At 34.3% G+C, this 23,865-nt stretch carries 33 protein-coding genes; 25 read left to right on the forward strand and 8 right to left on the reverse strand.

Annotated elements, in window-relative coordinates; translation table 11 throughout:
• The first annotated feature begins 1 nt into the window (after position 1).
• Both ABI657_RS11490 and ABI657_RS11495 read left to right on the forward strand, forming a co-directional pair.
• Entirely contained in the window at positions 2 to 634 is a 633-nt protein-coding gene (locus ABI657_RS11490; RefSeq protein WP_348097402.1) for a hypothetical protein, read from the forward strand.
• A 67-nt stretch (positions 635 to 701) separates the two neighbouring features.
• Positions 702 to 881 carry a hypothetical protein gene (locus tag ABI657_RS11495; RefSeq protein ID WP_348097403.1) on the forward strand — a complete coding sequence of 60 codons (180 nt, stop codon included), beginning with the start codon at positions 702 to 704 and terminating at the stop codon, positions 879 to 881.
• Here ABI657_RS11495 and ABI657_RS11500 read toward each other — a convergent pair.
• The 8 genes from ABI657_RS11500 to ABI657_RS11535 all read right to left on the reverse strand — a co-directional run bounded on the left by ABI657_RS11500 (position 878) and on the right by ABI657_RS11535 (position 7,191).
• A complete protein-coding gene (locus ABI657_RS11500) occupies positions 878 to 1,426 on the reverse strand; it encodes a hypothetical protein (RefSeq protein WP_348097404.1) in 549 nt (182 codons plus the stop codon). The two genes, ABI657_RS11495 and ABI657_RS11500, sit on opposite strands and share 4 nt — an antisense overlap.
• Positions 1,427 to 1,438: 12 nt before the next feature.
• A complete protein-coding gene (locus ABI657_RS11505) occupies positions 1,439 to 1,951 on the reverse strand; it encodes a phage virion morphogenesis protein (protein ID WP_348097405.1) in 513 nt (170 codons plus the stop codon).
• 74 nt (positions 1,952 to 2,025) lie between these two features.
• Positions 2,026 to 3,117 carry a phage minor head protein gene (locus tag ABI657_RS11510; RefSeq protein ID WP_348097406.1) on the reverse strand — a complete coding sequence of 364 codons (1,092 nt, stop codon included), beginning with the start codon at positions 3,115 to 3,117 and terminating at the stop codon, positions 2,026 to 2,028.
• Between the two features lie 173 nt (positions 3,118 to 3,290).
• On the reverse strand, positions 3,291 to 4,541 hold the full coding sequence (locus tag ABI657_RS11515) for a DUF935 family protein (protein ID WP_348097407.1): 1,251 nt from the start codon (positions 4,539 to 4,541) through the stop codon (positions 3,291 to 3,293).
• A 2-nt stretch (positions 4,542 to 4,543) separates the two neighbouring features.
• Positions 4,544 to 4,957, reverse strand: a complete 414-nt coding sequence (locus tag ABI657_RS11520; protein ID WP_348097408.1) for a phage protein Gp36 family protein — start codon at positions 4,955 to 4,957, stop codon at positions 4,544 to 4,546.
• A complete protein-coding gene (locus tag ABI657_RS11525) occupies positions 4,957 to 6,477 on the reverse strand; it encodes a hypothetical protein (RefSeq protein ID WP_348097409.1) in 1,521 nt (506 codons plus the stop codon). Before ABI657_RS11525 ends, ABI657_RS11520 begins: the two co-directional genes overlap by 1 nt.
• The gene (locus ABI657_RS11530; RefSeq protein ID WP_348097410.1) at positions 6,477 to 6,722 is read right to left on the reverse strand and encodes a hypothetical protein; all 246 of its coding nucleotides are present in this window, start codon (positions 6,720 to 6,722) and stop codon (positions 6,477 to 6,479) included. Before ABI657_RS11530 ends, ABI657_RS11525 begins: the two co-directional genes overlap by 1 nt.
• A gap of 7 nt (positions 6,723 to 6,729) precedes the next feature.
• Entirely contained in the window at positions 6,730 to 7,191 is a 462-nt protein-coding gene (locus ABI657_RS11535; RefSeq protein WP_348097411.1) for a hypothetical protein, read from the reverse strand.
• Between the two features lie 197 nt (positions 7,192 to 7,388).
• On the opposite strand from ABI657_RS11535, the gene ABI657_RS11540 reads away from it, so the two are divergent.
• The 23 genes from ABI657_RS11540 to ABI657_RS11650 all read left to right on the forward strand — a co-directional run bounded on the left by ABI657_RS11540 (position 7,389) and on the right by ABI657_RS11650 (position 23,670).
• The gene (locus tag ABI657_RS11540; RefSeq protein ID WP_348097412.1) at positions 7,389 to 8,543 is read left to right on the forward strand and encodes a Clp protease ClpP; all 1,155 of its coding nucleotides are present in this window, start codon (positions 7,389 to 7,391) and stop codon (positions 8,541 to 8,543) included.
• A gap of 83 nt (positions 8,544 to 8,626) precedes the next feature.
• Entirely contained in the window at positions 8,627 to 9,637 is a 1,011-nt protein-coding gene (locus tag ABI657_RS11545; protein WP_348097413.1) for a hypothetical protein, read from the forward strand.
• 129 nt (positions 9,638 to 9,766) lie between these two features.
• A complete protein-coding gene (locus tag ABI657_RS11550; RefSeq protein ID WP_348097414.1) occupies positions 9,767 to 10,240 on the forward strand; it encodes a lysozyme in 474 nt (157 codons plus the stop codon).
• Positions 10,237 to 10,404 carry a hypothetical protein gene (locus tag ABI657_RS11555; RefSeq protein WP_348097415.1) on the forward strand — a complete coding sequence of 56 codons (168 nt, stop codon included), beginning with the start codon at positions 10,237 to 10,239 and terminating at the stop codon, positions 10,402 to 10,404. The genes ABI657_RS11550 and ABI657_RS11555 overlap by 4 nt, the downstream gene beginning before the upstream one ends.
• 16 nt (positions 10,405 to 10,420) lie before the next feature.
• Entirely contained in the window at positions 10,421 to 10,786 is a 366-nt protein-coding gene (locus tag ABI657_RS11560; protein ID WP_348097416.1) for a hypothetical protein, read from the forward strand.
• Between the two features lie 2 nt (positions 10,787 to 10,788).
• Complete coding sequence (locus ABI657_RS11565; protein WP_348097417.1) at positions 10,789 to 11,991, forward strand: DUF2586 family protein; 1,203 nt, start codon at positions 10,789 to 10,791, stop codon at positions 11,989 to 11,991.
• Between the two features lie 43 nt (positions 11,992 to 12,034).
• Positions 12,035 to 12,430 carry a hypothetical protein gene (locus ABI657_RS11570; RefSeq protein ID WP_348097418.1) on the forward strand — a complete coding sequence of 132 codons (396 nt, stop codon included), beginning with the start codon at positions 12,035 to 12,037 and terminating at the stop codon, positions 12,428 to 12,430.
• A gap of 2 nt (positions 12,431 to 12,432) precedes the next feature.
• Entirely contained in the window at positions 12,433 to 12,804 is a 372-nt protein-coding gene (locus tag ABI657_RS11575; RefSeq protein WP_348097419.1) for a hypothetical protein, read from the forward strand.
• A 214-nt stretch (positions 12,805 to 13,018) separates the two neighbouring features.
• Entirely contained in the window at positions 13,019 to 14,968 is a 1,950-nt protein-coding gene (locus ABI657_RS11580; RefSeq protein ID WP_348097420.1) for a phage tail tape measure protein, read from the forward strand.
• A complete protein-coding gene (locus ABI657_RS11585) occupies positions 14,965 to 15,612 on the forward strand; it encodes a DUF6046 domain-containing protein (protein WP_348097421.1) in 648 nt (215 codons plus the stop codon). The genes ABI657_RS11580 and ABI657_RS11585 overlap by 4 nt, the downstream gene beginning before the upstream one ends.
• Positions 15,609 to 16,574 carry a hypothetical protein gene (locus ABI657_RS11590; RefSeq protein WP_348097422.1) on the forward strand — a complete coding sequence of 322 codons (966 nt, stop codon included), beginning with the start codon at positions 15,609 to 15,611 and terminating at the stop codon, positions 16,572 to 16,574. The genes ABI657_RS11585 and ABI657_RS11590 overlap by 4 nt, the downstream gene beginning before the upstream one ends.
• Positions 16,574 to 17,128 (forward strand): hypothetical protein, encoded by a 555-nt coding sequence (locus ABI657_RS11595; protein WP_348097423.1) that lies wholly within the window; start codon positions 16,574 to 16,576, stop codon positions 17,126 to 17,128. The genes ABI657_RS11590 and ABI657_RS11595 overlap by 1 nt, the downstream gene beginning before the upstream one ends.
• Entirely contained in the window at positions 17,121 to 17,393 is a 273-nt protein-coding gene (locus ABI657_RS11600) for a hypothetical protein (RefSeq protein ID WP_348097424.1), read from the forward strand. Before ABI657_RS11595 ends, ABI657_RS11600 begins: the two co-directional genes overlap by 8 nt.
• Positions 17,394 to 17,395: 2 nt before the next feature.
• Positions 17,396 to 17,710, forward strand: coding sequence for a hypothetical protein (locus tag ABI657_RS11605; protein ID WP_348097425.1), 315 nt, complete (start codon positions 17,396 to 17,398; stop codon positions 17,708 to 17,710).
• A complete protein-coding gene (locus ABI657_RS11610) occupies positions 17,707 to 18,003 on the forward strand; it encodes a hypothetical protein (RefSeq protein ID WP_348097426.1) in 297 nt (98 codons plus the stop codon). Before ABI657_RS11605 ends, ABI657_RS11610 begins: the two co-directional genes overlap by 4 nt.
• A gap of 1 nt (position 18,004) precedes the next feature.
• Complete coding sequence (locus ABI657_RS11615; protein ID WP_348097427.1) at positions 18,005 to 18,844, forward strand: nucleotidyltransferase; 840 nt, start codon at positions 18,005 to 18,007, stop codon at positions 18,842 to 18,844.
• Between the two features lie 43 nt (positions 18,845 to 18,887).
• Complete coding sequence (locus tag ABI657_RS11620; protein WP_348097428.1) at positions 18,888 to 19,298, forward strand: hypothetical protein; 411 nt, start codon at positions 18,888 to 18,890, stop codon at positions 19,296 to 19,298.
• Entirely contained in the window at positions 19,295 to 20,119 is an 825-nt protein-coding gene (locus tag ABI657_RS11625) for a hypothetical protein (RefSeq protein WP_348097429.1), read from the forward strand. The genes ABI657_RS11620 and ABI657_RS11625 overlap by 4 nt, the downstream gene beginning before the upstream one ends.
• Entirely contained in the window at positions 20,119 to 21,582 is a 1,464-nt protein-coding gene (locus ABI657_RS11630; protein WP_348097430.1) for a hypothetical protein, read from the forward strand. Before ABI657_RS11625 ends, ABI657_RS11630 begins: the two co-directional genes overlap by 1 nt.
• A 19-nt stretch (positions 21,583 to 21,601) precedes the next feature.
• Positions 21,602 to 22,243 (forward strand): hypothetical protein, encoded by a 642-nt coding sequence (locus ABI657_RS11635; RefSeq protein WP_348097431.1) that lies wholly within the window; start codon positions 21,602 to 21,604, stop codon positions 22,241 to 22,243.
• 3 nt (positions 22,244 to 22,246) lie between these two features.
• A complete protein-coding gene (locus ABI657_RS11640; protein WP_348097432.1) occupies positions 22,247 to 22,618 on the forward strand; it encodes a hypothetical protein in 372 nt (123 codons plus the stop codon).
• A gap of 30 nt (positions 22,619 to 22,648) precedes the next feature.
• Complete coding sequence (locus tag ABI657_RS11645; protein ID WP_348097433.1) at positions 22,649 to 22,843, forward strand: hypothetical protein; 195 nt, start codon at positions 22,649 to 22,651, stop codon at positions 22,841 to 22,843.
• Between the two features lie 371 nt (positions 22,844 to 23,214).
• Positions 23,215 to 23,670 carry a thymidylate synthase gene (locus tag ABI657_RS11650; RefSeq protein ID WP_348097434.1) on the forward strand — a complete coding sequence of 152 codons (456 nt, stop codon included), beginning with the start codon at positions 23,215 to 23,217 and terminating at the stop codon, positions 23,668 to 23,670.
• Positions 23,671 to 23,865 lie beyond the last annotated feature (195 nt).

The following is a 23,865-nucleotide window of genomic DNA, read 5'->3' on the forward strand; positions in this document are numbered from 1 at the left end:
TATGGAACAAATTAAATTAAAAGGCGTTGCAGCATCGGGATTAGCTAAAGCTATTGAATTGCTGCCCAAAGAAACTTTATCATCAATTGATGCAATAAATAGGTTAAATCATTCGTACGCAATTTATATTGCGCCCTATAATTTAAGAGCTACACAAAGAAAATTCGTTAAGAGACGTTTTCATATTGCTATTATGTTGCTAATCTCTATGTTTGTTCAGGCTCAGGATTTCAAGAATATTTCAAATCCGGATGAAGCAATACAACAGGCTTCAATATTAGCAGCAAAATCAAATAATTCACAGCTGCTTAATAGTCAAAATTTTACTGACGAAAATTTGTTTGCTGTTCGTTTTATTCCTGTTGGAATGTCTCCAAGTGAATACAATAAACTGGATAGTGAAAAGCAAAATAAATACTTAACTGTTGTTTATAAAACTTTTGACAACACATTTTCATTTAATTACATTACAGGTACATACGATGTTGTTTTTGATGTCTGGAAAAATTATGTTTCTAATACTGCTACAAAAGACAATAACGATAAACAATACATTGACAAAGAAAAGAGAATAGTTTATTTATTATCTGAAGACAACGACGAACGTTGGAAAATAACCCGCCAGTTATTATAAATACCACTAAAAACCCACTGTAAAAAGTGGGTTTTTTTATGTGAAAAAGGTTTGTTATTTTTGTCACATGGCCAGAGATATAGAACTTCAAAACCAAAAAAAACAGGAAATAGTAGCTTATTTCAATAAGTTAAGTTCTGTAACGGATTATGGTGTGAAAAAATACACCATTGCCTATTGTACTGCAGCAACCGCACAAAAGTTTTTCTTACGTCCTAAAACCGTAGAAACTTATATTTATCGCTAACGATCAGATATATTATATAAATCACTAATGTTGCCCGGTGGCGGTACCGCCTCCTCAATAACATCTATGTTGATGTGATCAAACTTCATATTTAAAAACAATTCTTTTGCCGAATCATCAATCATTGTTAACACATAACGTTGTACATATAAAATACCTGCACCTCCAGTTTCTACAGGATTAAAACCAGTTCTGCGCATACTACTATAATAGATGCCGTTTGATGCATGAAAGCAAGCATTAATTTTTGTTAACAGATCTAAAAATGCAAGTGCTTTTTGTTGCTTTTTGCTTCCTTTTGAAGTATCAGCAAAGGTTTCATAAAATAAATAAACATCAACTTGTATCTGCAGTTCCTGTATACCTTCGCTTAGATCCTCAGCACTCAAAATACGGTATCCAAAAAATACTGCAGGAGCTTTAAACGGGTGCTCATCGGCCATAAATGAAACTTGCTCACTCCATAGATCAATGTGCTTTATTTCTGAAATGTTATCAGTAACTCTCTTTTCATGCTCTAAGTATAAGTTCTTTAAATCTTTCATTTAAACAGTGTTTTATTGGGTTTTAAATCGTTCTACGATCATCTTTTTAAACTTGGTTTCTATAATTTTATTAAATGCCTCAGATGGTCCCATAAATTGGCGTTTTGGCATTTTTATTACAAAGTGACTTTTTTTGGTTAATGCCATTCCTTTGTATTTTCCCTCTCCGGTTTGTTTATACATGTACCAAAAATACTTTCGCATCTTTTGGGTTACCGGTATGTTTATAATTCCACCTTCATTGTGAATCTTTGCATGTTTTGATGAAGCGGTGGCCACAATACGTTTGTCGGTACTGGTTGTGATTTTTATGTTATCTCTTAATGCTCCAGAGTCGGTTAAGATGGCACGGCCGGAATCAGAATTATTTTTTCTCTCTTGCCACGGCTGTACGGATTTATCAAGAAATCCTTGTCTCTCAAAATTTGACATAATGAAATTGATCATTTCCACCTCTGCAATTGTCTGAGCATCAAGTATTAATTTTCGTCCTATTTCCTTAAAATTTGGTATTTTCTCCAGCATATTGTAATTTTTACTTATATTTGCAGTATATATATGAGAGCAAAGTCCTTTACGGGATTGAGCTCTCTCCTTTTTTACAGAATATCCTGCAACGTTTTAAAGTCGCTTTTCAATATCATTTCTCTACTTAACGATACTGCTTTACCCTTTTTGATAAAGTAAATTGTATCAATGTTTTTTCCTCTGGTCGCACTAAATTTGTTTTTTAACTGATCAGTAATGTCTTTAATTTTTAAGCCTTTTACATTGTCTAAATTGAAAACAATAGAGTAATGATTTTTTGCAAATCCCATTTGATTTTTTGCAGATCTAAAACCGTTTGTGATTCCATTTTTTGAATCAATTACTTTTAGATCTGATTTCAAACCATTGATTTCATATTCAGGATTTTTAATAGAAACTAAATCCGTGTGTGGCCTAATTTTTACATTTAATTTTAGAGCATCTACCAATATTTTAGCATTATTATAATTGTTTTCAATATCTGATGGATCCGCCCATGTCGAAACCTCTAATTTTGCTTTTTTGTTGATGTGTACCAGATTGTAATCAGGTGATGAAAGTTTAAGATCTTCAAAGCTTGCTTTTATCTTTTTAGCATCTGCAGCAGGAAAAACAAAATATGGATGTTCGTTTTCATTAAATGGCATGTTAGACTTACCAACATGATTATTAAAGCCTGGTGTTGGGTTACCTTCAAAATTTCCTTTTGTTGCCGGTTCGTCAGTTTGAACAACATAACAACGGCAATGCCATCCGTTAGGCGGATACCATTTATCCCAAAAAGGATCATCTGCAGGTTTGATAATATCATGCAGCGTTCTATGCTCTTCACGTACCCGGTTATCTTTTACGGTTTTGTATTTCAAATTAGGATACAATGACTTTTGAGACTGTATTTTATCCCATTTTTCAGCCATTGCACCGGAGCGATTTGCTGTTACATACTCAGTTTTTAAATACTTAACATTATATTCTTCATTGACTTTAAAAGCCTCTTTTTTGAAATCTGCAAATGATCTGTTTTTGTCTAAAAAGAAATTCATTTTAGCCAATTCCTGATATGTTTTAGCACCGGAAAAGCGATATAAATTTTGTTTTAATTGCAATTTACTTTGCGCATTTACGCTATAATCTGTAAATGAATTTCCGTAACCCTCTGCCAATGCTCCTTTGACATCGCCTAAAATTGTAGTTAATAAATTCTCATTCAGATCTGATGGTTTTAAATCTCCTGAATGTAAATCTTTGGCTATTTTTTCTATAAGTTTCGTATAGTCGGTAAGTTCAAAAGCTTCAAAAGTATTATGATCGTGATCACATTGTTTAGCGTAAAACGCTATAACTTCGTTTTGTAAAAAGCTACGGGCTTCAAATTTTGAGACTTTTTTTTTTGAGTCGTTTCCAAAGTGGCTAACGGAGTAATTTGCTCTTGTTTTAATCCAACAATAGGAATTCCAGTTTTATCAGTAATAAATTTAGTGTCAACTTCAAAACCTGCAGTAGATAATTTACCTACCATGTCGACCAATTCGGCAGCGGTCATTTCCTTGGAATCATCCCAATCGAAAGTATAACCTTTTAAAGATCCATAAATTGGACTTATCAACTGTAAACGCCAAAGCAATTCAGAGTTAATAACGTCTTTTACATCGGTTTTATCAGCATCATGTCTATCGTCAGATACACCTTGCATTACTTTTAAACTTCCATACGTTCCAGTAGCACTTGAATCGGTTGTACCATCCTGACCCAAAACTCTTTTGGTGATTTCAGAATTCATACGATCAATAAGCTTGTCAAAGATTTCGTAGGAATCTTTTCCGGAGGAATTCATCACCTCAATTTTTTCATTCCCTTTCAAAACAGCCCAATGGTTACTAACCATATTGGCCATCATATCTGCAAGCTCATTCTCACGGCTTTCGCTATAACTATCAGTAGTAACCCAACGTGGAGGAATTCCGTATTTTTCAACAAACTCACTCCACGATGCTTTTGCAAACTTCTTTGTTAAAGCATCCGGAGCAACATCTTTTAAAATTCCTAAATCCTTGTTTTTACCAATTTGGATATAATAGGGCTTCAACGGATCCTCTTTATAAGAATATCCTGTTTGGTCACCGTTTTCTTTTACAATCAATCCTTTTTCCGGTATGATATTTTCCTGTTCAATATAATTGACATTAGCCAGTTCCATTGTTTCAGGATTTAGATCCCACAATTCCACTACAGTGGTACCTTTAAATTTAGCCATTGTTGCATGGTAAATGAATGAGTTGAACCACGGTTGCTCAAATAATTTGTTGATTTCCGGATTTGCTTTTCCGGATGCATCAACTAATTTAAACTTTGATTGCTTGATTTTTAATACACGGGTTTCAATAACAGATGCCAGGTGACTATCTAATAAAATGCTTTCGCAAAGTTCAACATAAGGTTTACGGTTGGCGTTTTCAGGTAGCTGTGCCAAAGTAAGCGCATCTTTCCATTTTTTAATGGTTTGAACGCTTAACGTTTTACTTTTTGGTAGTATGATATTAGATGGTCTGTTGTCGTAGGTTCTACCTACTTTTGCTCCTTGTGCCATAATTAATAATAATGATCTTCGTTTTTGTTATTGCCCCAAAGGACTTGTTTGCGTACAACTTCTTTTAATGGTAATTCAGGACCTTCGACACCGTCACGGACATCATTTAGCCATTTAATAGCCCAATTGTAGTTGTCTTTAAAATCAGTTGGTATTTTTCTGGGTGCATTCCTTTTTACTACATAGTAGTTTACTAAAGAGGTCAATACTTGTCTTATAACTGGTTTGTCTTCATACTCTGCAGCGGAAAACATAACTGCAGTATCAAAACGGCTACGTAGTTTGCTTTTTATAAATGCAATTTGTTGCGCTTCAATATTGTCTAAAGCGTCTAAGTCTTCCTGAACACTATCATCAAGGTACGTTTCAAAAAGTTGTGTTATTAAATCATCGATTGTTAAAAAAGATAGTGCCATTAGTATATGTGTTTTCGTTCAACTCTGCCCATCATTGGTCTACCGCCTTTTGATTTTTCGTAAATATGTTTTGATAAAAAGCTAATACATTGCTCATCTGCATCAGGTGCATCATCATGCCCATTATAACCTGGTTCAATTCCTAAAAGTTGTGCTTTTCCAACTTGTGTGTCACTATGGCTTTTCATTTTTTCGTTCCACCACACACGGCCATTTTGATAGTAAGGATGAATTGAAACAATCCTATCGTATTTTTTAATTCTAGGATTGTCAACTTTTGTCATTCGTAAATCAATCTCAAAAAATTGCTCAACTTCCCTAATTGTTCTTTCAACTTCATCATTCCAAAATTGCGCTTCGAATCGCCAATGCACTCTAACACTATCTGGTAGCTCCTTTTGAAAATCGGCCATAAATTCAATAGCAGCTCGCATCTTTGTTTTTTTTACAAAAGAGGTGATGTAATAAAATTGCTTTTCTTTTAATCCCCAAATTCTAACAGCATTATAATCCGCTGTAGCCGTTCCTGCATAAGCAACATCCCAATGCGCAACAATATGTTCAAAGTGGTCTAATCTTGGTAATTTGCACCATTGAATTAATTCCTCAGTAAAAATCTTTCCTCTTACGTGAGGCTCGTTATTGTATTCCGCCAAACACGGCAAAATCCCAATTTCCTGTTCTAATATTCTGTAGTAATCAGGTTTATATTTTTCTTTCCATCTTGGAGCATAGGTTACTTTGTCGTATGCTTTAATGTGGTGTACTTTCCACTTTGGATTTAAAATTTGTAACTTTTTTTGAATCATTATTGGAAATGCAGCATTATTAGACTGTATAAATCGTCTAATTTCTCCATCCATTGTTGGTATCAAGTCGTATAATATCCATTCAACAACATCATCCTGACGTTTTTCATTTTTGATGGTGTCTTTTGTCTCAATATCATCAGGCACTAAATAATTAGGGCGTTTATCCTGTACACGGAGACCCCTTACGGATTGCCCCATACCAAGTGCCTGACCAATGAAACCGCTTTTTGTAGTAAAGAAACCCTCTTCCCAACTACCAAGTAATTTTTGTTCGCCAAAATCATTAATGATTCTGGGGTTGTTTTCTAATTCAGCTCGAATATCAGCAAGAAGCTGTATTGATTTTTTTTCATTGTTACCAATGATTACTAAATACATTGGTTCTTTTCTTAAATAATGTAGCCAAAAAGGTATTAGAATATCGGTTGTTACTGATTTAGCTAATCCACGTCCCCATTCTGCAAAGCCTTTGAAAACTTTGTTTTTGGCAACCAAGTTGGCAAATTCCACATGAAAATCAGCACAGTCTGCAGTTGCATAGTGTGGAAAGTAATAATTAACCATAAAACGGTAATCCTTGCTTGCTTTTTCAATACGTGCGGCCTTTTGTTCCTTTGTCTCATTAGGATCAACAGAACCTCCGGAGGCACGAATTAAGTTTATCTTTTCAAGAAAACGTTTCTGGGCTATTTTATCAATATGCTTCATTATATGTTTCCTTTGAAACTAATTTCTTCAGTTAAGCTTGTAATTGAATTTGTTCTAAAATTATAAGCAATACCTACAACCTCTTTACGCTTGTAGTTTTTATGGCCTACTTTTTTATACGATACAACTTCACCAACTTTAGTGTCTTTAAAGAAAGCATCTTTTAATAAGTGTGCAGCAATTTGTAATTTCCAATCGTGAGATTTGGCATTATTCAATAATAATGAAATGATGAGTTTAAACATAGTTTAATTAGTATTTAAGGGCTAATTCGTTTGTGTGATTTTCGAAAAATTCCATGATGGCTAAATGAAGTTTAGGATTAACTTTTATAAGCATATCACTCATAATAGAATCCATCACATTTATATAAGTGTTGTAAGGTATTCTGTGTTCCTTTTCGAAACTATCCTTTGTTTTATTCAGTTTGGCTATAGCATCGACTAGCTTAGTTTTTTGATCTTGTTTTGCATCTGGATCATTCTCCATTGCGACCAAACTTTCGGCATACATATCGATTAAACTATTAATGTTTTGTAAACCATTTTGCTGAGAACCTAATATAGCATTACGGCGATCCTTCCATTTGTATTTGTCTACCCAATCACCTACAGTTTTTTCGCTAACACCAACTAAACTAGCTATGTCTTTTGCGGTTCTTTTGCCTTTTATATATAAATCTTCTGCTAGCTTTTGCTCTCTAATCTTTGCCATTTGTCTTCTTATTACTTCACAAAATTGCAACATCATTACGGATCCAATATGTATGATTTTCTAAGATCAGGAATACACTCCTAACCAACAGGAATGCACTCCTTGTCATGGATTTATGATTTTTTTTAGCTCCTAAATAATCCAAATTTTGTCATCGAAATAATTCATACATCAACATGCAAACAGTAAAAAATTAAATGAAAGGCCTATGTAAATCCATATTAATAATGGGATCAGGAGGAACTGGTCTAACTGCTGCAGCACTTACTGCTTTGGCGCAGGAATATCCTCTTGTAATTACGGCAGAGGCAAAAGATCACAAAGCCTATTTGAGAATTACAGGAGTTATATACGAATGGAATAATTCGGCTGAAGAAATCACAAGGAAAATTGATGATTTTTTAGCACAAGGAATTCAGGATGTAGATGTTTATATGAGTGGACCAGGTGGAGACGTTTTTCAAGCTGCCGAAATAGAAAACCAAATACAAAGATTTCCGGGTGCTAAAACAGGAACTGCCGGTGCCTTACTTGCCTCAGCTTACACAAAAATTGCAATTTCATTAGATAGTTGCGATCAGGCCGAAAACGGACAATTCATGTATCATAAGCCGTCAGCACGTTTAGTCGGAAATGAAGATACAATTGCATCCGGTTTGCAATTACTTAAAAACATGTCAATTCAATATAAGGAAGCTTATGCCGCCAAAACCGGTATACCTGTAAAAGACATTGAAGCCAATTGGGTAAAAGGTGATGTGTGGCTTTCTGCAAAAGAAGCTGTAGCACAGGGATTTATTACCGGAATTACCAAAAACACCGCAATTACTAAACAGACAAAAGCCTTATTTCAAGCTTGTGGAGCTCCAACGCTTCCAAAAATCACAAATCACAAACCAATTTTAAAAACTATGGATCAAAAAATCCTTGCCTTATCATTAGGGCTACCAGAAGACTCTTCTGAAGCAACAATTAAAGCAACAATTCAGGCTAATAAAAAAGCTGCAGAAGAGGTTGCCGGATTGAAAGCAGAAAAAGTTGCGACAGAAACTGCAGCAGCTGCAACAAAAGTAGAAACATTGATTAATGGCGCTATTACTGCCAAAAAAATTAATGCTGATCAGGCTGCACATTTAAAAACTTGGGCTACATCTAATTACAGCGCATGTGAAACTTATATCTCAGGATTACAGCCTTTGACAAAAGTCTCAGCTAGTATTGTTCCGGGTGTTTCAGGAGCGTCAACAAAAGCTTTTGCTGATATGTCCGACGAAGAAAAACAATCAATGGTTACAGAAGATCCGGAGGCATTCAAAGCGGCTTATATCGCATCACTTGAAGTAAAAAAATAACAAAAAAAAATTGAACATGTAAAACAAGCTACGGCTGTAGCTTGTTTTTTTTAAATCGTAAACAAAAACCAATATTATAAAAAATGAAAAAATTAGGATTAGTTTTAGTGATGCTGTTGTTGTCAGTAGTATCAATTGCAGGAAACGTTAAGTTTAGCGTTGACAAAGAAACAAAAGCGGAATTACGCACTTGCGGGGTTTCAATAGTCGATGGCGACTTGTTAAATGAATTAAATGAAAAGTTCATTTTAACCAAATTCAGAAGTTTGGGAACCTGGCTGCAGGAAGTTACAAGTAAGGATAATTGGGTTGGTAACAATGCAATTAAAATCCCGAAAAGAAAAGGTGACAGCGCGCCACTTGTACTTATTAACAATACCACTTATCCAATGGTATCAAGCGGGCGTGACGACGAACAAGTTGTTGTTTCCCTAAATAAATATTCTACCGAGAACAAACACGTAACACAGGATGAGCTTTATGCTATCGCTTACGATAAAGAGGGGGATATCAATTTAGAAATGAAAGAGGAGCTTGAAATTAAAGTTACAGAACATGCTTTACATTCAATTTCTCCGGTATCTACTTCGTCCAGTACACCAGTTCTTGAAACTACCGGTGCTTTAGACGGTGCTCGTAGAAGACTTGTTAAAGCTGACGTTATTAGGCTTAAAAATGCACTTGATAAAGCATCTGTACCAAAAACAGGCCGTGTATGGGTAATGAGTTCAACTCACGCCAACGATCTTTTATTGGAAGATTCAGCATTCGAAAAAGGGTATCATAACCGTGTAGATGGCGCAATTTCCATTAATTATTATGGCTTTAAGATTTATGAGGAGGTTTACACGCCTACTTACCACGCTACAACAAAAGTAAAATTAGCATTTGATAGTGTTACTGCAGGTAGAACTTCAAGTATAATTTTCCACAAATCAAGCTGTGTTAAAGCAAAAGGAACTGTTGAACGTTTCGCAAGAGATAAAAAAGCAGATCCGGAAAATAGAAAATCAGTAGTAGGTTACGATCTATACTTTGGTTGTTTCGCTATCCAAGATCAAGGATTAGCGGCAATGATTGACGGTGTAGCATAATATAAAAATTAAAAAAGGCTTTAGCGTTGTTTTGCACCATCACAACCAATACGGAATAACTAAAATTAGTGGTGTTACGACAAGCATAATTGCATTAACAAGCTAAAGCCTTTTTTAAATTATCATCTTATGAAACTAGACGAAAACGGTTACAAACTTATAGCAAGTTTCGAGGGATTGGAATTGGAGCCTTACTTATGTAGTGCCAATGTACCAACAATAGGTTACGGAAATACTTTTTATCCAAATGGTAGAAAAGTCACTTTAAAAGATCATCCGATTACCAAAGCTTATGCAATTGAAATACTACGATTTGTTGCAGATCTATTTGCAAAAGATGTTTCTAGTTTAATTAAATCAAAAGTAACGCAAAACCAATTTAACACTTTGGTTTCTTTTGCTTATAACGTAGGAACAGACATTGACGCTGATGATATCCCAGAGGGATTAGGAGATAGTACATTACTTAAAATGGTAAACAAAAATCCTAATGATAAAGCCATTGTGGCCGAACTCCTTAAATGGAACAAAGCAAAAGGAAAAGTAGTTACTGGATTAACTAATCGAAGAATAAAAGAAGGTCAAAACTATTTTATACCATGAAAAAAGAAATTCCACCATTAGTGAAAGCAGTTTTAGACGAAGCTGCACAAACCTATTCTAAAAGTAAGGCAACAACAAACGCCGGACGAATATTAAGATTTTTTGCAAGTTTTGTGAGCGTAGATACAGTTGTAAAATTGTTTGCTCATAAGCTTAGTAAATAACTAAAAAAAAATAAAAATGAATCCAGAAATAAAAAAAGAAGCAATTGAGGTATTTGAACAATACCCATTAGCAAAGGTGGTATTTATCACACCAGATATTCAAGCTTTCTTAAAAGAAGACAGGGCTAAAATTCACAATAAAGACTATGAAACAGTAAAACGTTCACAGGTTATTGCAGAACCATCAGAAAAGAAAGAAGTTGAATCTAAAGATAGCCAGGTTAAAGAGTTTAAAAAGTCGGCAGAGCAACTAATTGCATTTGCTACAACTGCAGAAACAGTTGAGGAGTTAGATATTATACTACAAGCCGGCGAAAAAAGAGCGACAGTTGTTGCAGCTTTTGAGGCAAGAAAATTGGAATTAACCACTAATCAAGAGTAACGATGAGTTTTGAAGGTGTAATAATTAACAAAAGCGAAGGTGGTTTAAACCGCTCTGAAACATCTACTGATGCTATCATGGCATTGGTAGTATTTGTAAGTGATCCGTTAGAAAATGACCTGAATAAAGTTTATGAGCTAAACAGTTTACAAGCTGCCGAAGCTTTAGGCTTTGACGCTTCAAATGATGCAAACGAAGCAATTTTGTTACATCATCATATTACTGAATTTTTCAGACTTGCTCCGGACGGTATATTAAAATTAGTAGTTACTGAAAAAACAACTGCAAAACTATTTTTTGAAAGTGATGCAGCAAAAGCAATATTCAGAACGCATACTGATGTAAAGCGTATAGGTTTTGTTTATAACGCAGATGTTGTTGCCTTAGATTTAATTGCTGAAATCAATGCTAGTCAATTATTTATAAATAATCTGTTTGCAGATAAAATCTATTTAAACGGTATTTATTTAGAATCTAGAAATGTATCTAAAGCAGCGATTTCAAGACGTACGCTATCTGCATCAAAAGTAAGTTTAGTAATTGCTCAGGATCCGGCTATTGCCGCACTTGATGCCGCATATTCTCATTATGCTGCTGTTGGCTCAATTTTAGGAATGCGTGCGGTAAGAAAAGTTAACGAGAATTTAGGTTCTGTTGATATTATTGTAAAACCAAATGCAAGAAAAGGAGAATTGACATATCCATTAACGGATAGTTTGCAAGGCTTGTGGCTTTCTGCAGCATTAAGCGATGGTACACTTACTTCTACTTTAACCGATATCGAAAAAAGGGCTTTAACTACAAACGCTTACATATATGCAGCAAGTTTTCAAGGATTTGCAGGAGTATATTTAAACGGTGAGCCAACCTGTATTGCTATATCATCAGATTACTCAACAGGGGAAAACAACGGGGTTTGGGATAAAGCAGCATTAGGAATTAGAAACGCCTTATTGCCTAAAGTGCGCGGATGGTTCCAACGTAACCCAACAACCGGAAAACTAAAAGATACGTCAATTACGGATCTTGAAAACATCGGTAAGAAACCTCTGCAAAAAATGCTTGTTGATGCTGAAATAAGCGGTTATGATTTAGTAATACCTGCAGGGCAAAACCCAAACGATCAAACACCTTTACTGGTAAAAACAACAGTAACACTTGGTGCAATCACTCACCTTTTTGAGGTCGATTTATCATTAAACTAAAATCATGGCACAAGTAAAAACACTAATTAACGCCTTCGGGCGTATGGCTGGGTGGAACTCAGCAACATTAAACATCTACGGAAGGGATGTTGAAGGAATTTGCGAACTGGGTTATGATGATACAGTTGAAAAGGAAGTTGTTAAGGGTGCGGGAAGAATGCCGATAGGTGTTTCTGAAGGTGATTACATCGCAAAAATGACTTTGAAACTTTATCAGGAGGAGGTAATAGCAATTATGGATTCTTTACCACCTGGTACCAGAATACAAGATATTGCACCAACAGATGTAATTGTTCAATATGTATATAATGCTCGAATTTATAAAGACATTATTAGAAACGTTGAATTTACTAAAGTTGGTAGATCTGTAAAAAAAGGAGACAAAACAGTTGAACAAACTGTTGAAGTTATTTGTACACACATAGATTGGAATCAATAATCATGGAAAATTTACAACCAAAAGAAACAACTGATATCCAAACAGAAAATGTTATTCAGGGATATTTGGATGATAATGCCTTATCCGGCTTAAAATCCCAAAAAAACACAAAGTACATTCATGAAGTTATCACCTCTGATGATGATGATGTAATGCATGCAACATATTTCTTAAAGCCAACACTTGATCAATTGCAAGTATTAGCAAATTTCGCTAAGAAAGATCAGGAAATGGAAGGTTTAAAAGTGCTTTTCAATACCTGCCGTGTTGCAGGTTCTGAGGCTGTCTTAATTGATGATGAAATGAAAGCTGCAGCTTACAAGGCATTAGCGCAATTATTTAAAAGAAGGGAAGCAGCCGTAAAAAAGCGTTAGCAGATGAAGTAATTTCATCTGACGACGATAACGATGTTTACAAACGTGGTAATGCCTTAATAAGAAGTTATTTTAATAGGGAGCCTGAAAAGCTCTCTATTAAAAAATGGGCTAAGCTTTACCAAGAGGCAATGTATTTGAAAAAACTTGATGCCGAAATTCAAACCAACATTTTAGCAAAAATTTTCGGTGCTACTACCGATACAGAATAATAATGGCAGATCAACACACGAATTGGGTATTAGAACTTATTGATAAAATTACAGCTCCGGTAAAAGAAGTTACTGAGGGTGTAAAGTCAATGGAAAATGCTATCAATTCAGTTGATGAGAAAGTCACAAAAATGGGTCAGCATACTGAACAGGCTTTCGATAACTCGAATAAATCTCTCAAAAGGTTGGCTTTGCAAGCGGGTTCTGAGGCTCTTCAAAATTTGGGACAACCTTTTTTGGATGGTGCAAAAGGCACTTATGATTATGATGCTTCATTAAGAGAATTATCTGCAATTACAGGTGTAGTTGGTGATGGTTTAGGAACTATCGGTTCAAATGCGAGACAAAGCGCAAAGGATCTTGGAGGAGATGCAGCAGAAAGTGTTAAAAGTTACACTTTATTACTTTCAAAGCTTGATCCTGAATTAGCCAAAAATCCAGAGGCGTTAAAGAAAATGGGGGATAGTGTCGGTCTTCTAGGCGAAACCATGCACGGTGATTTAGTTGGTGCAACAAATGCGGCATCAAGTGTAATGAACCAGTTTGGTGTTGATTTAAAAGATCCTGCAGAAGCTGCAAGAATTATGGATGTAATGTTAAATAATATTACATCATCAGCAAAAGTAGGTAATCAGGAAGTTTCACAAGTTGCAACCGCAATTGATAATGTTGGAGCTGTTGCAAAAAATTCAAATGTATCATTTATAGAAACAAATGCAGCATTACAAGTTCTTGGAAAATATGGAAAAGAAGGTGCTGAAGGTGGTGTAGCTTTAAGAAATGTTTTGGCCACATTAGGTAAAAAAGAGTTTTTACCCAAAGAAGTTAGAACACAATTACAAGGAGCCGGAGTTGATATTGATGTGTTGTCTGATAAAAACAAAACATTAGCTGAGCGCTTAACTGAGCTTAAAAAATTAGGCGGTAACGATGCTCTTTTAGGGGCAATGTTTGGTACCGAAAATACCGTTGCAATTACCGGTCTTTTAGGAAACCTTGAATTATTGCAGCAATACACAACTCAAATTGAAAATGACCAAACTGCTCTTGCAGATATGGCCGGCACAATGGGTGACAGTTATCAAGAGTCCAAAGATAGGATTACGTCTTATTTTGATGATATAAAATTAAGTATCTACGGGTGTACAGGTGAAATGCTACCATTTATTGATGTAGGATTACAAGGTGTTATGGGATTAATAAATTTAGCACCTGGTATAATGGCGCTAGTTGATATGTATAATCTACTTAAGAATGCAACTGTATTACAAACTATTGCACAATGGTATTTAAACATCGCAATGGATGCCAATCCAATAGGTCTAATAATACTTGGTATAGCGGCATTAATAGCAATTGTTGCCGCAGTAATTGTTTATTATGATGATTGGGGTGCTTCAATCGCAGCTTGTATGGGTCCATTGGGCTGGGTTATAAATTTAGTAATGTCTTTTATAAAACATTGGGACAGTATTACTGCAGCTTTTGAAAAAGGCGGAATTGTAGGAGGAATTAAGCGTATAGGACTCGTTTTATTAGATGCTGTTTTATATCCGGTACAACAACTTTTAGGTTTATTGGCAAAAATACCTGGTCTTGGGGGATTAGCTGGTGGAGGTGCTAAATGGATTACTGAAATGAGGCATAAACTTGCTTTAGATGAAAATGATCCAAAAAAGGAAAAGGAAAAAAAATCTAAAACAGAGAAACCAGAGGATAAAAAACCAAATGGGCCTGTTGTACCAGTATTCCCAAATAAACCAAGTGAGATAGGATCTAGTCCGTCTGGTGCAAACTCTGGCGGTGGTAAAATTATCAATATGACTTTAAACGTTTATAATACTTATAAAGTCGCAAAAGAAGATCTACAAAATTTTGAAAAAATAACAGAGCATGTTGTTGGGAGAATAAACGACACAATGAAAGATGCTTTAATCGCAGCAGGATCATGAGAAATTATACTATACCTAATTTGTTTTTAGATGCGTTTGGCTTAAAAGTCAATCAACTCTACAGGCCAGAAATCACAAAAGGTTATCCGGACAAACCAACAGGATTGTTTACAGGAATGGAGATTGTGGAAAATATCAATGAAAGTTTTGAAACTAGTGGTAAAGGAACTCCAATCCTTTTTCCTGTCATTTTTTCCGAAGGAAATTACAAAAGGTATAATGATAAAGGGGAATTAGTTAATAAAAAAATGGGTGATTTTAGATTGCCTATTGCATCAGTCGTTTCTTTTCGTCGTGATAAAATAATGAGTCAGACTAAAATAAACGGTGGTCGCGGATCAGTTAAAGAAATTTACGGATTTGATGATTGGCAAGTAACTATTAATGGCTTTTTGATTCCTGACAGTTCACAACCGCAAGGATTCATAAACCCTTTACAGCAAGAAAAGGAACTAATAAAGTGGGATGATTTAGCAAGCTCTATTGAAGTATTTGGCGAATTATTTACACTTAGAAAAATTAAGAACCTAACAATTAAAGGAGTCTCATTTGAGCCTATGCGTGGTAAGCCGAATATTAGAACTTTTACCATTAATGCTTTAAGTGATGAACCTATTGAATTGAATATAAAAAGCGGCATATGACAGTTGCGATGGTTTCAAAAATAGTATTTCCGGAAACGGATACACACGGCGAAATTATTATAAGAAAGTGTAACGCCGTAAAAATTGAGAGTAGTTGGGAAACGCTTACAGACAATGCAGTTATCGTTTTACCTAGAAATGTTCGGGATTTTGACAAATTGAATATTAAGACAATTTTTAAAAAAGGTGATCCAGTAGAGATTTATTTAGGCTATGATGAAAACTTAATATTAGAATTTACAGGATTTATAAGTGAAGTTTCTGCGGAAATACCAATCAAAATAAAGTGTGATGATTATATGTATTTACTAAAGAAACATGATGTAAATATATCAATGCGAAGCACGAGGTTAGAGGATCTTATTAAGTTAATTATTCCACCAGGTATCGAATATGATGTAGCTGATATCAACATTGGTACAAAGAGATTTCCAAAAACAACTGCAGCGAAGATTTTGGAAGAGCTGCAGGGAAATAATATCTACTCGTATTTCAAAGGTAAAAAATTGATTGTAGGCAAAATCTATACTGATGACTCATCAGAACCAGTGGTATTTAATTTTTCCCAAAATGTTGTTGATAATGCCTTGCAGTATAAAAATAAAGAGGATGTAATTATTAAAATTATTGCTACGTCAACACTACCGAAAGGAAAAAAATTAAAAGCTGAATTTGGAGACGAATTTGGACAAGAGCAACGATTGTCTTATTACAATATCCAGTTTGAAGCCGAGCTAATGAAGTTAGCTAAGGCAGATTATGAAAAATTTAAAGTTGAAGGATTTAAGGGAAATATTACAGTATTTGGAATTCCGAGTGTAACACACGGAATGAAAGCGCAAATAATAAGTTATCAATACCCAGATCGTAAAGGACTCTATTTTATTAAAAAGGTAACAAAAGAATTTGACGATAGCCCAAAATACCGGCAAATTGTTGATTTAGATAAAAAAGCAGAATAATGAAAGTATTAACTGAGTTTAAAAATTTGATGCAGGAAAAAATGCAACAAAAAGTGCCTATTCAGACAGAATGGGTTAAAGTTTCCTCAGTTGATTGGGAAGATAAAACAATGGTCGCCATTGGTGAGGATAACGGTCTTGAATATTTTGATGTTCTTTTAGGTTTAGGAGCAATTAACATTCGTCCAAAATTAGAAAGTTTGGCTTTGGTTGGTTCAATTCATAACGGTGAAGCCTGTTTTATGATTTCCTGTGAGGAAATCGAAGAAATAGAATTGATTGATAAATCAGGGTTTAAAGTCTCTTTAAAAGATGGTTTATTACAGTTTAATGGCAATCAATATGGAGGAATTGTAAACGCCAAAGAATTGAAGACACAAGTTGATAAAAATACAGAAATATTAAAGCAAATACAGTTAGTTTTTAATAATTGGGTTACAACTCCTAATGACGGAGGTGCAGCATTAAAAGGTTTAGTTACAGCATTTACTGGTTTAGATCGTGCTGATCTAAGTGATATTCAAAATACTAAAATTACTCACGGAAATGGCTAAAGATTTAAAGTTAACTGTTGATAATGATTTACAAATTGCAAACGGTGATTTTGTTATTTCTGAAAGTGAATTACAGGAAGTAGGTATCATTTTGCAGATTAGTCAGGGAGAAATGAAAAGCGATCCTTTTATAGGTGCAAATCTTACAACAATGGTTCGAGACGTCACAAACCAAGAAAAAATAAAGAGACACATACAAACTCAATTAGAGTTAGACGATAAAGACTATGATGCCATTAAAGAGCATTTAATAATAAAAAAATAATAATGTTTCAAATCATTCAGCCTTACATAAATGAATTAGTCTCCGGTATTATCGGCATGCTTGTTATCTGGCTTCCTAATAGAAAAAAGCAAAGTATTGATAACGACCAGGCTATTGTTAATTTATACAGGGACTCGCTGACCGATTTAAAAACAAGATACGAGGAAAAACATCAGGATCTAAAAACAACATTCGAATCAAAGCTTACTGAATTTTCTAATAAAATCGATGATTTGGAAAAGTCACTTGATGAATGGAAAAAAAAGTATTTCAATTTAAAAAAGGACTTTGATAATTATAAAAAAGAGCATCCATGATAAATATTATTGAAAACCAGTCTTTTTTGGATGTTGCCATACAGGAACAAGGAAGCGCACTTACTGCATTTGAATTGGCTATTAAAAATGGATTTTCCATTACTGATGATTTATTACCAGGTGATAGTTTGGTGTTACCAATATCAAACTTGGAAAATACTGGCGTTGCAAATTATTTTAAAGGCAAAAGACAAATGGTTGCATGCGGCTCAAAAATAGGTACCCAAGATTTGCCAATTAAACCAATAGGAATTGGTGCAATGAGAATAGAAAATGATTTTATAGTAGGATAAAATGGCTAGACAAATAGAATTAATACAAAAGGAAATGTTAGACGGTATTGCCGCTAACTCTGACTTAGTACAGCTCAACTCAACCAGTAAGGTAGCAATTTACAGATTGATTGTTTTTGTTGTGGCATATTCAATATGGTTACTTGAATCAATATTTGATAAGCATAGAATCGATATTGATACTGCACTTTATGAACAGAAATCAGGAACTCCTCGTTGGTATCGAAATATGTCTTTAGATTTTCAATTCGGGTTTGATTTAATTACTGATAGTGACAAATTTGATAATTCAGGTTTTACTAGTGATCAAATCGAAGATTCTAAAATTATAAAATATTGCTCAGTTAAGGAATCACTCGAAAGTAATAGGCTAATACTAAAAGTTGCCAGTGAGCAAGGTGATGAATTAGCACCATTGACAGAAACGCAAATTACGAGTTTTAAGCAATACTTAATTGAGTTTCAATATGCAGGTGTAAAAATTAATGTGGTAAACAATCCGGCGGATAAGTTAGTATTAAACATGTCGGTTTATCGGGATGTATTGGTTTTGGATGAAAACGGCTCCAGTATTTTAAACGGAGGAAAACCAGTTGAAACTGCAATTAAAAATTACATGAAAGCTTTGCCGTTTGATGGTGAGCTCGTAATTAATGACCTGATTGAAAAGTTAAGAGCTGTTGATGGTGTTAATAATGTTCACATTTCTATAGCTAGCTCTAGTTTTTACGATACAGCAATAAATGAATACTCACCATATAATGAAATTGAAGTAAAAACAATTCCTGTGGCCGGATATTTTGAGATAATAAATTTTGATACCGTGACCTATGTGGTATAGTGTAGATTTTGGAAAGTTAGTGTTATTGTTAACACCTCCTTTTATGCGCAAGAAATCATTTATCGCATATTTAAAAGAGCTTATTACTCCTATTCAAAAATTGCATTATACCTGGAACAAAAAACGCTTGGATGATTGGTACAAAATAAACCATAACGGTCAGGTTTGCAAGTTAAGGAAGGTTTTAAACGATAAACTTGACCCCTCAGAAAGAAGAATTTATATAGGAGATGGAAATTCCTTTGCACGAAAATACATTTACACAAGAGCCGAAAAAAGACCTGTTTACTTAGGTAAAATGTTCATTTATGAAAAATCAGAATATATAAGTACAGGCGTCGATTTTATTGTATTCGCTCCAAATAATATTGTAAACGAAAGAATACACGAGCTTAAGGCTTTACTGGAATTCTATAAACTTGCATCCACACGTTACCAAATACGACCAATATGAATAGAATAGACTTTAACCAAAGTGTTGGATTTCCTTTTGACACCAACATGCTTGCAGAATTGCAAGATAATTTTTCATTATTAAACGCTTTTGGGGCTATTGTCGGCAATTTTACAATTATTTCCGGTTGTGCGCCTATAGGAATTGAAGGAACTAGCATAACTGACGGAACGGTTTACATAAATGGTGAACTCCTTGAATTTAAAGGCGGTGTAGTTCAGGGTAATGTAAGAATTGTTGAAGTTATAGAAGCTTTAGAATTTGAAGACCTAACAACGAAAGATGTTATTTTTAGAAGGCATGTAAGATTTGGTACAGCAACTACAAATACATTTCTGTGGTCTGATTTCCGCCGAGGCTTAGAAACAAAATCTATTGCGGATTTAATTGCTGCCAAAGCTGATACAGCTGCATTAGTAGCAATTACAAATGCAATTACAACAATCACAACAAAACTAAGTGGAATTGAAGCAAACGCTCAAAAAAACGTGCAAGCAAATTGGACACAAAATGACAATACTAAAGATGACTTCATTAAGAACAAACCCGGGATAATTGCATATCTACATCAAGGCGTTCATAATGTTGGAGATGTTTTAGCAACTGACATATTGCAAACTGTCAATTTTCCTACTGTTGGTAGTAATAACTATATGGTTATTGGCACTATGGTTTCAGAGGGTGGAGACTTTAATAATGATAACGATGTTATCTTTTCAATTCGAGATAAACAAAATGCTTCATTTAAATTAGCATTACGTGAGGTTGGCGCTAGATTACAAGCTTTGAAATTTGAATATATCTTAATACCACTACTATAATGGCAATAACAGCATTAAATAATATAAAAAATTGGTTTAAAACCGGTTTAATTCCAACTCAACAGCAGTTTTGGGATACGCTTGACAGTTTTAGACATAAAAGTGAAAAAGTACCTGTATCAGATATTGAAGGAATTGATGCATTGCTTGAAGGTAAAGCTGAAGAAGCGGAATTTAATAACCACATAAACAACCCTGCTGCTCATGCTAATTTGTTTTTCGAAAAAGAAGACAAATCCCAGAAAGGTGATGCGAACGGATATGCGCCTTTAAATGAGTTTATAAAAATAGCTTCAGATTATTTAGACATTGTTAACGATGTTGTTACCGGAGGTACAACAGCATTGTTGTCAGCAGAACAGGGAAAAGTATTGCAAAGTAGAATTGAAGCAATTAATTTGATTCTGACGTCTGACAATATCAATTTAGACACTGTTCAGGAGTTAGTTGATGCAATTGAAACGGTTCAATTATCACTAAATACAATACTGGTGAATGACCTGACCACCGGTGGAACCACGAAAGCGTTAACAGCTGAAATGGGTAAACTTTTGCAGGCGAATAAACTGGATAAAGACTATTTGAATGGTGATATTAAATTTGGGAATTACCCATCTACACGAAATGATGGTCAATTACCGACAAATAAAGTTCTTGCTCCTGATGTAAATGGAAACATAAAGCTTTATACAATTGCAACTGCTCCAGCTCCATATCTTGAAGAGTTAATCCCGGATAGCTATTTGCCATCGACAACAGGAAGCTTTATTTTAAAGGGGTCTTTTTTTACACCAACAATGACCGTTACAATTCCGGGTCAAGTAATAAATTACAAAAACTTCATTAGTGACAATGAGGTTCATATTAATGTTACAACAGGAGCTACAGAAGGTAAATTTGATGTAATACTAAATAATGGGATTTCTGCAACATTTACGCAAGTGCTTTTGATAGTTTTAGGAACTATATATAAACCATCAGAAGCGAATTGGACTGTTTATTCTGGTGCTCCAGATTTATCAACTGACGGTGAAGCTCATATGACTACATATAATTCATTAGTCAATGCTGTTTGGAATAAGCAACTCGATTTTGCAATAGATTTTTCACTACGATTTAGACCAAACCCTTCTCCACTCGGTTCACCTGGTGGTAACACATCTACGCCTACAATATACATTGTTGGTGCAACTGATGGATTAGTAAAATATGAAATTGGTATAGACCCTGGTAGTGGATTTACGGTTGTTAGGACAAATAATAGTGATGGACTTGCTGTTATAACAGATGTACATTTATATAAAAAAGAAATAGAATTTCGAAATAAAAACGGAATTTTTTATTTATATGCCGACAATGGTTTAATAAAAACTTACGCTACAGCACTGTCTCAAAGCCTAAAATTACAATTGTACTTAGCAACTTATGACCTTATTGATATAAAGTATATTGAGCTAATGTAATAACATAAAAAATAGAAAAATGAGTGCAAAAATAGTATTAGATCACTATCTGGAAAAATATAAAACACTAGCGAATACCTTGACAGACATTGACTTTCAAAACTTAACGTTTCTTCAAGAAAAAGAAGCTGTCTATAATATGAAAGGGCAAAAAGTTTCCAAATCATATTACGACACTGCTGGAAGGGAAGCAATTAGAATAACATATGATCGGGTTTTTGGAACTTATGGTTATCAGGAAACGGAATATACAAACGTGTTTTTAGGGCTACAGAAAACAATTAATTATATGGATTGGGCGGGTGAAATTGCCTATAAAAAGAAAAAGCAATTTTACAGCTTTGATTTACAGCCTGTTTTTTTAGCTGATGGAACTGAAACGGTTGTTGGTTTTTCAAGTCAAAAGCAACGTCAGGTTTTAAAATCTGAACGTTTAAGCGCTGATGATTATTTACAAGCAAAAAACCCACAATTGTATGCATTGCTTTATGAAAGATATGGCAATGAATATAACGGTTATTTGCGTACAGGTGTTAAAACAGCTTTTGTAAATGCTCTCAATGCTGAGGCAGAACCAAATATTTTGGCAGCGTTAAATAATGAAGTTTTTGGCTATGAGCCTATGACAGTAAAAGAATTAATAATTTTGAATCTTCAATAATTTATGGGTACAATTTTAGCCTTTGTTTCTGTCATTCTTGCATCTTTTCTTTTCCCTTTAGGGCTTTTGATAACGTTTGTAATCAATTTTTACAAAAGACGTTGGAAGTTTTCTTTTAAGCGTTTAGATCAACAGTTTTTAAGTATTGCAACTAGTGTTGATTCATCCGGGAATGTAATTTGTAAAGACCTTTTTAACCTTGTTTTAATTAAGAAAGGAGGTTATCAATTTGGCAATCGGAAAGAAACTATTTCGAGTGTTTTGGGTAAAAATCAGCGTGATGAAACGCTTACTAAATTAGGAACAATATTATGTAATGTTTTGGACTGGATTCATACAGAGCATTGTAAAACAAGCATTGATAGTTTAGTCTAAATTCTACTAAAAATTTAAATATTTAAAAAAATGAACCAAACCAAAATTGCCGTTTTTGTTAGTATTTTAATAGTCTTAACAGGTATTATAGATACTTCTTTTAACCTATTGCAGGATGCAGGGTTTTCCCTAATCACAATCAACCGTATCAAATTAGCGGGCTTAGTGTTGTCAGCATTATTGCCAGGTGTTTCTAAATTGTTTCCAAGCGAAACAGAAAAGTAAAGAATTCCAATGGAGGTAAGGAATTAAAAAAAGTCCTCCAACAATTAAAAACTTCTCAGGGTAATTTAATTAAGCACAAAGCCACAGCGTTGGAGGACATAAGTCTTCTATGCTGTGGCTTTAGTATGTTTAATAATTATCCTGAGAGCAGCAAATATAATATAATCAATCATCAATCAAAAATCAAAATGAATAAGTATCATCAAATACTAAATAAAATTGTCACTAAAGGCAAGTGCCAGGATAATAAAAAGGGAAATATAAAATTCCTGTTGAATGAAAAGTTAGAATTAAAACCGATTGACCTCTTAGAACTGTTTGAGGGTCATTCTTTGGCTTGAAAAAAGCTAAAAGATGAATTAGGGTTATTTATGACGGGTGAACGCTCTACGGAAGCGTATAGAGAAATTGGGGTTTCATGGTGGGATTACTGCGGTCCTATCCTTGTAAATAGTTATCCGACCTACTTTGAAAAGCTTCCAAAGCTTATTGATCGCATCAATAAAGAAAAACGGACATCAAAGAATTATGTGCTATTCTTAGGTTCTAACGACACCGAGAGCAACCAACAGCCTTGCCTTAGTTTGATTCAGTTTCAAATATCGGACGGAAAACTGATTGTATCTGCTTATCAACGTAGTTCTGATGCCAGTTTAGGACTACCAAGCGACATATATCACTTGTATCTGATCAGTAAACAGATCAATGTGCCTTTGAAGAGTATTACGCTGTTTCTGGGTAATGTACATATCTATGATAATAACATTGAAAACACAGAATTTTTGTTAAATGGTAAGCCAGCCAAATTCACATTAAATATAGGGTGATATATAGTATAAAGGTAATAAATTGTTGTGTAATAACCTAACAATCAAAGGTAATATTATCACTTTTATTTATATTTAAATACTATTTAAAATGTATTTAAAAAGCCTATACGATTACGTATAGGCTTTTGTATATTTGCTCAAAAAATGCACATTTCAATTTATATTTGTGCTCATTTCAATTTTTCGATTATA

It is taken from the genome of Flavobacterium sp. (assembly GCF_039930565.1).
In the GTDB taxonomy this organism is placed as follows: Bacteria; Bacteroidota; Bacteroidia; order Flavobacteriales; family Flavobacteriaceae; genus Flavobacterium.

Coding starts and splice junctions, on each gene's coding strand:
- ABI657_RS11490 (WP_348097402.1), top strand. CDS start 2: ATGGAACAAATTAAATTAAAAGGCGTTGCAGCATCGGGATTAGCTAAA.
- ABI657_RS11495 (WP_348097403.1), top strand. CDS start 702: ATGGCCAGAGATATAGAACTTCAAAACCAAAAAAAACAGGAAATAGTA.
- ABI657_RS11500 (WP_348097404.1), bottom strand. CDS start 1,426: ATGAAAGATTTAAAGAACTTATACTTAGAGCATGAAAAGAGAGTTACT.
- ABI657_RS11505 (WP_348097405.1), bottom strand. CDS start 1,951: ATGCTGGAGAAAATACCAAATTTTAAGGAAATAGGACGAAAATTAATA.
- ABI657_RS11515 (WP_348097407.1), bottom strand. CDS start 4,541: ATGGCACAAGGAGCAAAAGTAGGTAGAACCTACGACAACAGACCATCT.
- ABI657_RS11520 (WP_348097408.1), bottom strand. CDS start 4,957: ATGGCACTATCTTTTTTAACAATCGATGATTTAATAACACAACTTTTT.
- ABI657_RS11525 (WP_348097409.1), bottom strand. CDS start 6,477: ATGAAGCATATTGATAAAATAGCCCAGAAACGTTTTCTTGAAAAGATA.
- ABI657_RS11530 (WP_348097410.1), bottom strand. CDS start 6,722: ATGTTTAAACTCATCATTTCATTATTATTGAATAATGCCAAATCTCAC.
- ABI657_RS11535 (WP_348097411.1), bottom strand. CDS start 7,191: ATGGCAAAGATTAGAGAGCAAAAGCTAGCAGAAGATTTATATATAAAA.
- ABI657_RS11540 (WP_348097412.1), top strand. CDS start 7,389: ATGAAAGGCCTATGTAAATCCATATTAATAATGGGATCAGGAGGAACT.
- ABI657_RS11545 (WP_348097413.1), top strand. CDS start 8,627: ATGAAAAAATTAGGATTAGTTTTAGTGATGCTGTTGTTGTCAGTAGTA.
- ABI657_RS11550 (WP_348097414.1), top strand. CDS start 9,767: ATGAAACTAGACGAAAACGGTTACAAACTTATAGCAAGTTTCGAGGGA.
- ABI657_RS11555 (WP_348097415.1), top strand. CDS start 10,237: ATGAAAAAAGAAATTCCACCATTAGTGAAAGCAGTTTTAGACGAAGCT.
- ABI657_RS11560 (WP_348097416.1), top strand. CDS start 10,421: ATGAATCCAGAAATAAAAAAAGAAGCAATTGAGGTATTTGAACAATAC.
- ABI657_RS11565 (WP_348097417.1), top strand. CDS start 10,789: ATGAGTTTTGAAGGTGTAATAATTAACAAAAGCGAAGGTGGTTTAAAC.
- ABI657_RS11570 (WP_348097418.1), top strand. CDS start 12,035: ATGGCTGGGTGGAACTCAGCAACATTAAACATCTACGGAAGGGATGTT.
- ABI657_RS11575 (WP_348097419.1), top strand. CDS start 12,433: ATGGAAAATTTACAACCAAAAGAAACAACTGATATCCAAACAGAAAAT.
- ABI657_RS11580 (WP_348097420.1), top strand. CDS start 13,019: ATGGCAGATCAACACACGAATTGGGTATTAGAACTTATTGATAAAATT.
- ABI657_RS11585 (WP_348097421.1), top strand. CDS start 14,965: ATGAGAAATTATACTATACCTAATTTGTTTTTAGATGCGTTTGGCTTA.
- ABI657_RS11590 (WP_348097422.1), top strand. CDS start 15,609: ATGACAGTTGCGATGGTTTCAAAAATAGTATTTCCGGAAACGGATACA.
- ABI657_RS11595 (WP_348097423.1), top strand. CDS start 16,574: ATGAAAGTATTAACTGAGTTTAAAAATTTGATGCAGGAAAAAATGCAA.
- ABI657_RS11600 (WP_348097424.1), top strand. CDS start 17,121: ATGGCTAAAGATTTAAAGTTAACTGTTGATAATGATTTACAAATTGCA.
- ABI657_RS11605 (WP_348097425.1), top strand. CDS start 17,396: ATGTTTCAAATCATTCAGCCTTACATAAATGAATTAGTCTCCGGTATT.
- ABI657_RS11610 (WP_348097426.1), top strand. CDS start 17,707: ATGATAAATATTATTGAAAACCAGTCTTTTTTGGATGTTGCCATACAG.
- ABI657_RS11615 (WP_348097427.1), top strand. CDS start 18,005: ATGGCTAGACAAATAGAATTAATACAAAAGGAAATGTTAGACGGTATT.
- ABI657_RS11620 (WP_348097428.1), top strand. CDS start 18,888: ATGCGCAAGAAATCATTTATCGCATATTTAAAAGAGCTTATTACTCCT.
- ABI657_RS11625 (WP_348097429.1), top strand. CDS start 19,295: ATGAATAGAATAGACTTTAACCAAAGTGTTGGATTTCCTTTTGACACC.
- ABI657_RS11630 (WP_348097430.1), top strand. CDS start 20,119: ATGGCAATAACAGCATTAAATAATATAAAAAATTGGTTTAAAACCGGT.
- ABI657_RS11635 (WP_348097431.1), top strand. CDS start 21,602: ATGAGTGCAAAAATAGTATTAGATCACTATCTGGAAAAATATAAAACA.
- ABI657_RS11640 (WP_348097432.1), top strand. CDS start 22,247: ATGGGTACAATTTTAGCCTTTGTTTCTGTCATTCTTGCATCTTTTCTT.
- ABI657_RS11645 (WP_348097433.1), top strand. CDS start 22,649: ATGAACCAAACCAAAATTGCCGTTTTTGTTAGTATTTTAATAGTCTTA.
- ABI657_RS11650 (WP_348097434.1), top strand. CDS start 23,215: ATGACGGGTGAACGCTCTACGGAAGCGTATAGAGAAATTGGGGTTTCA.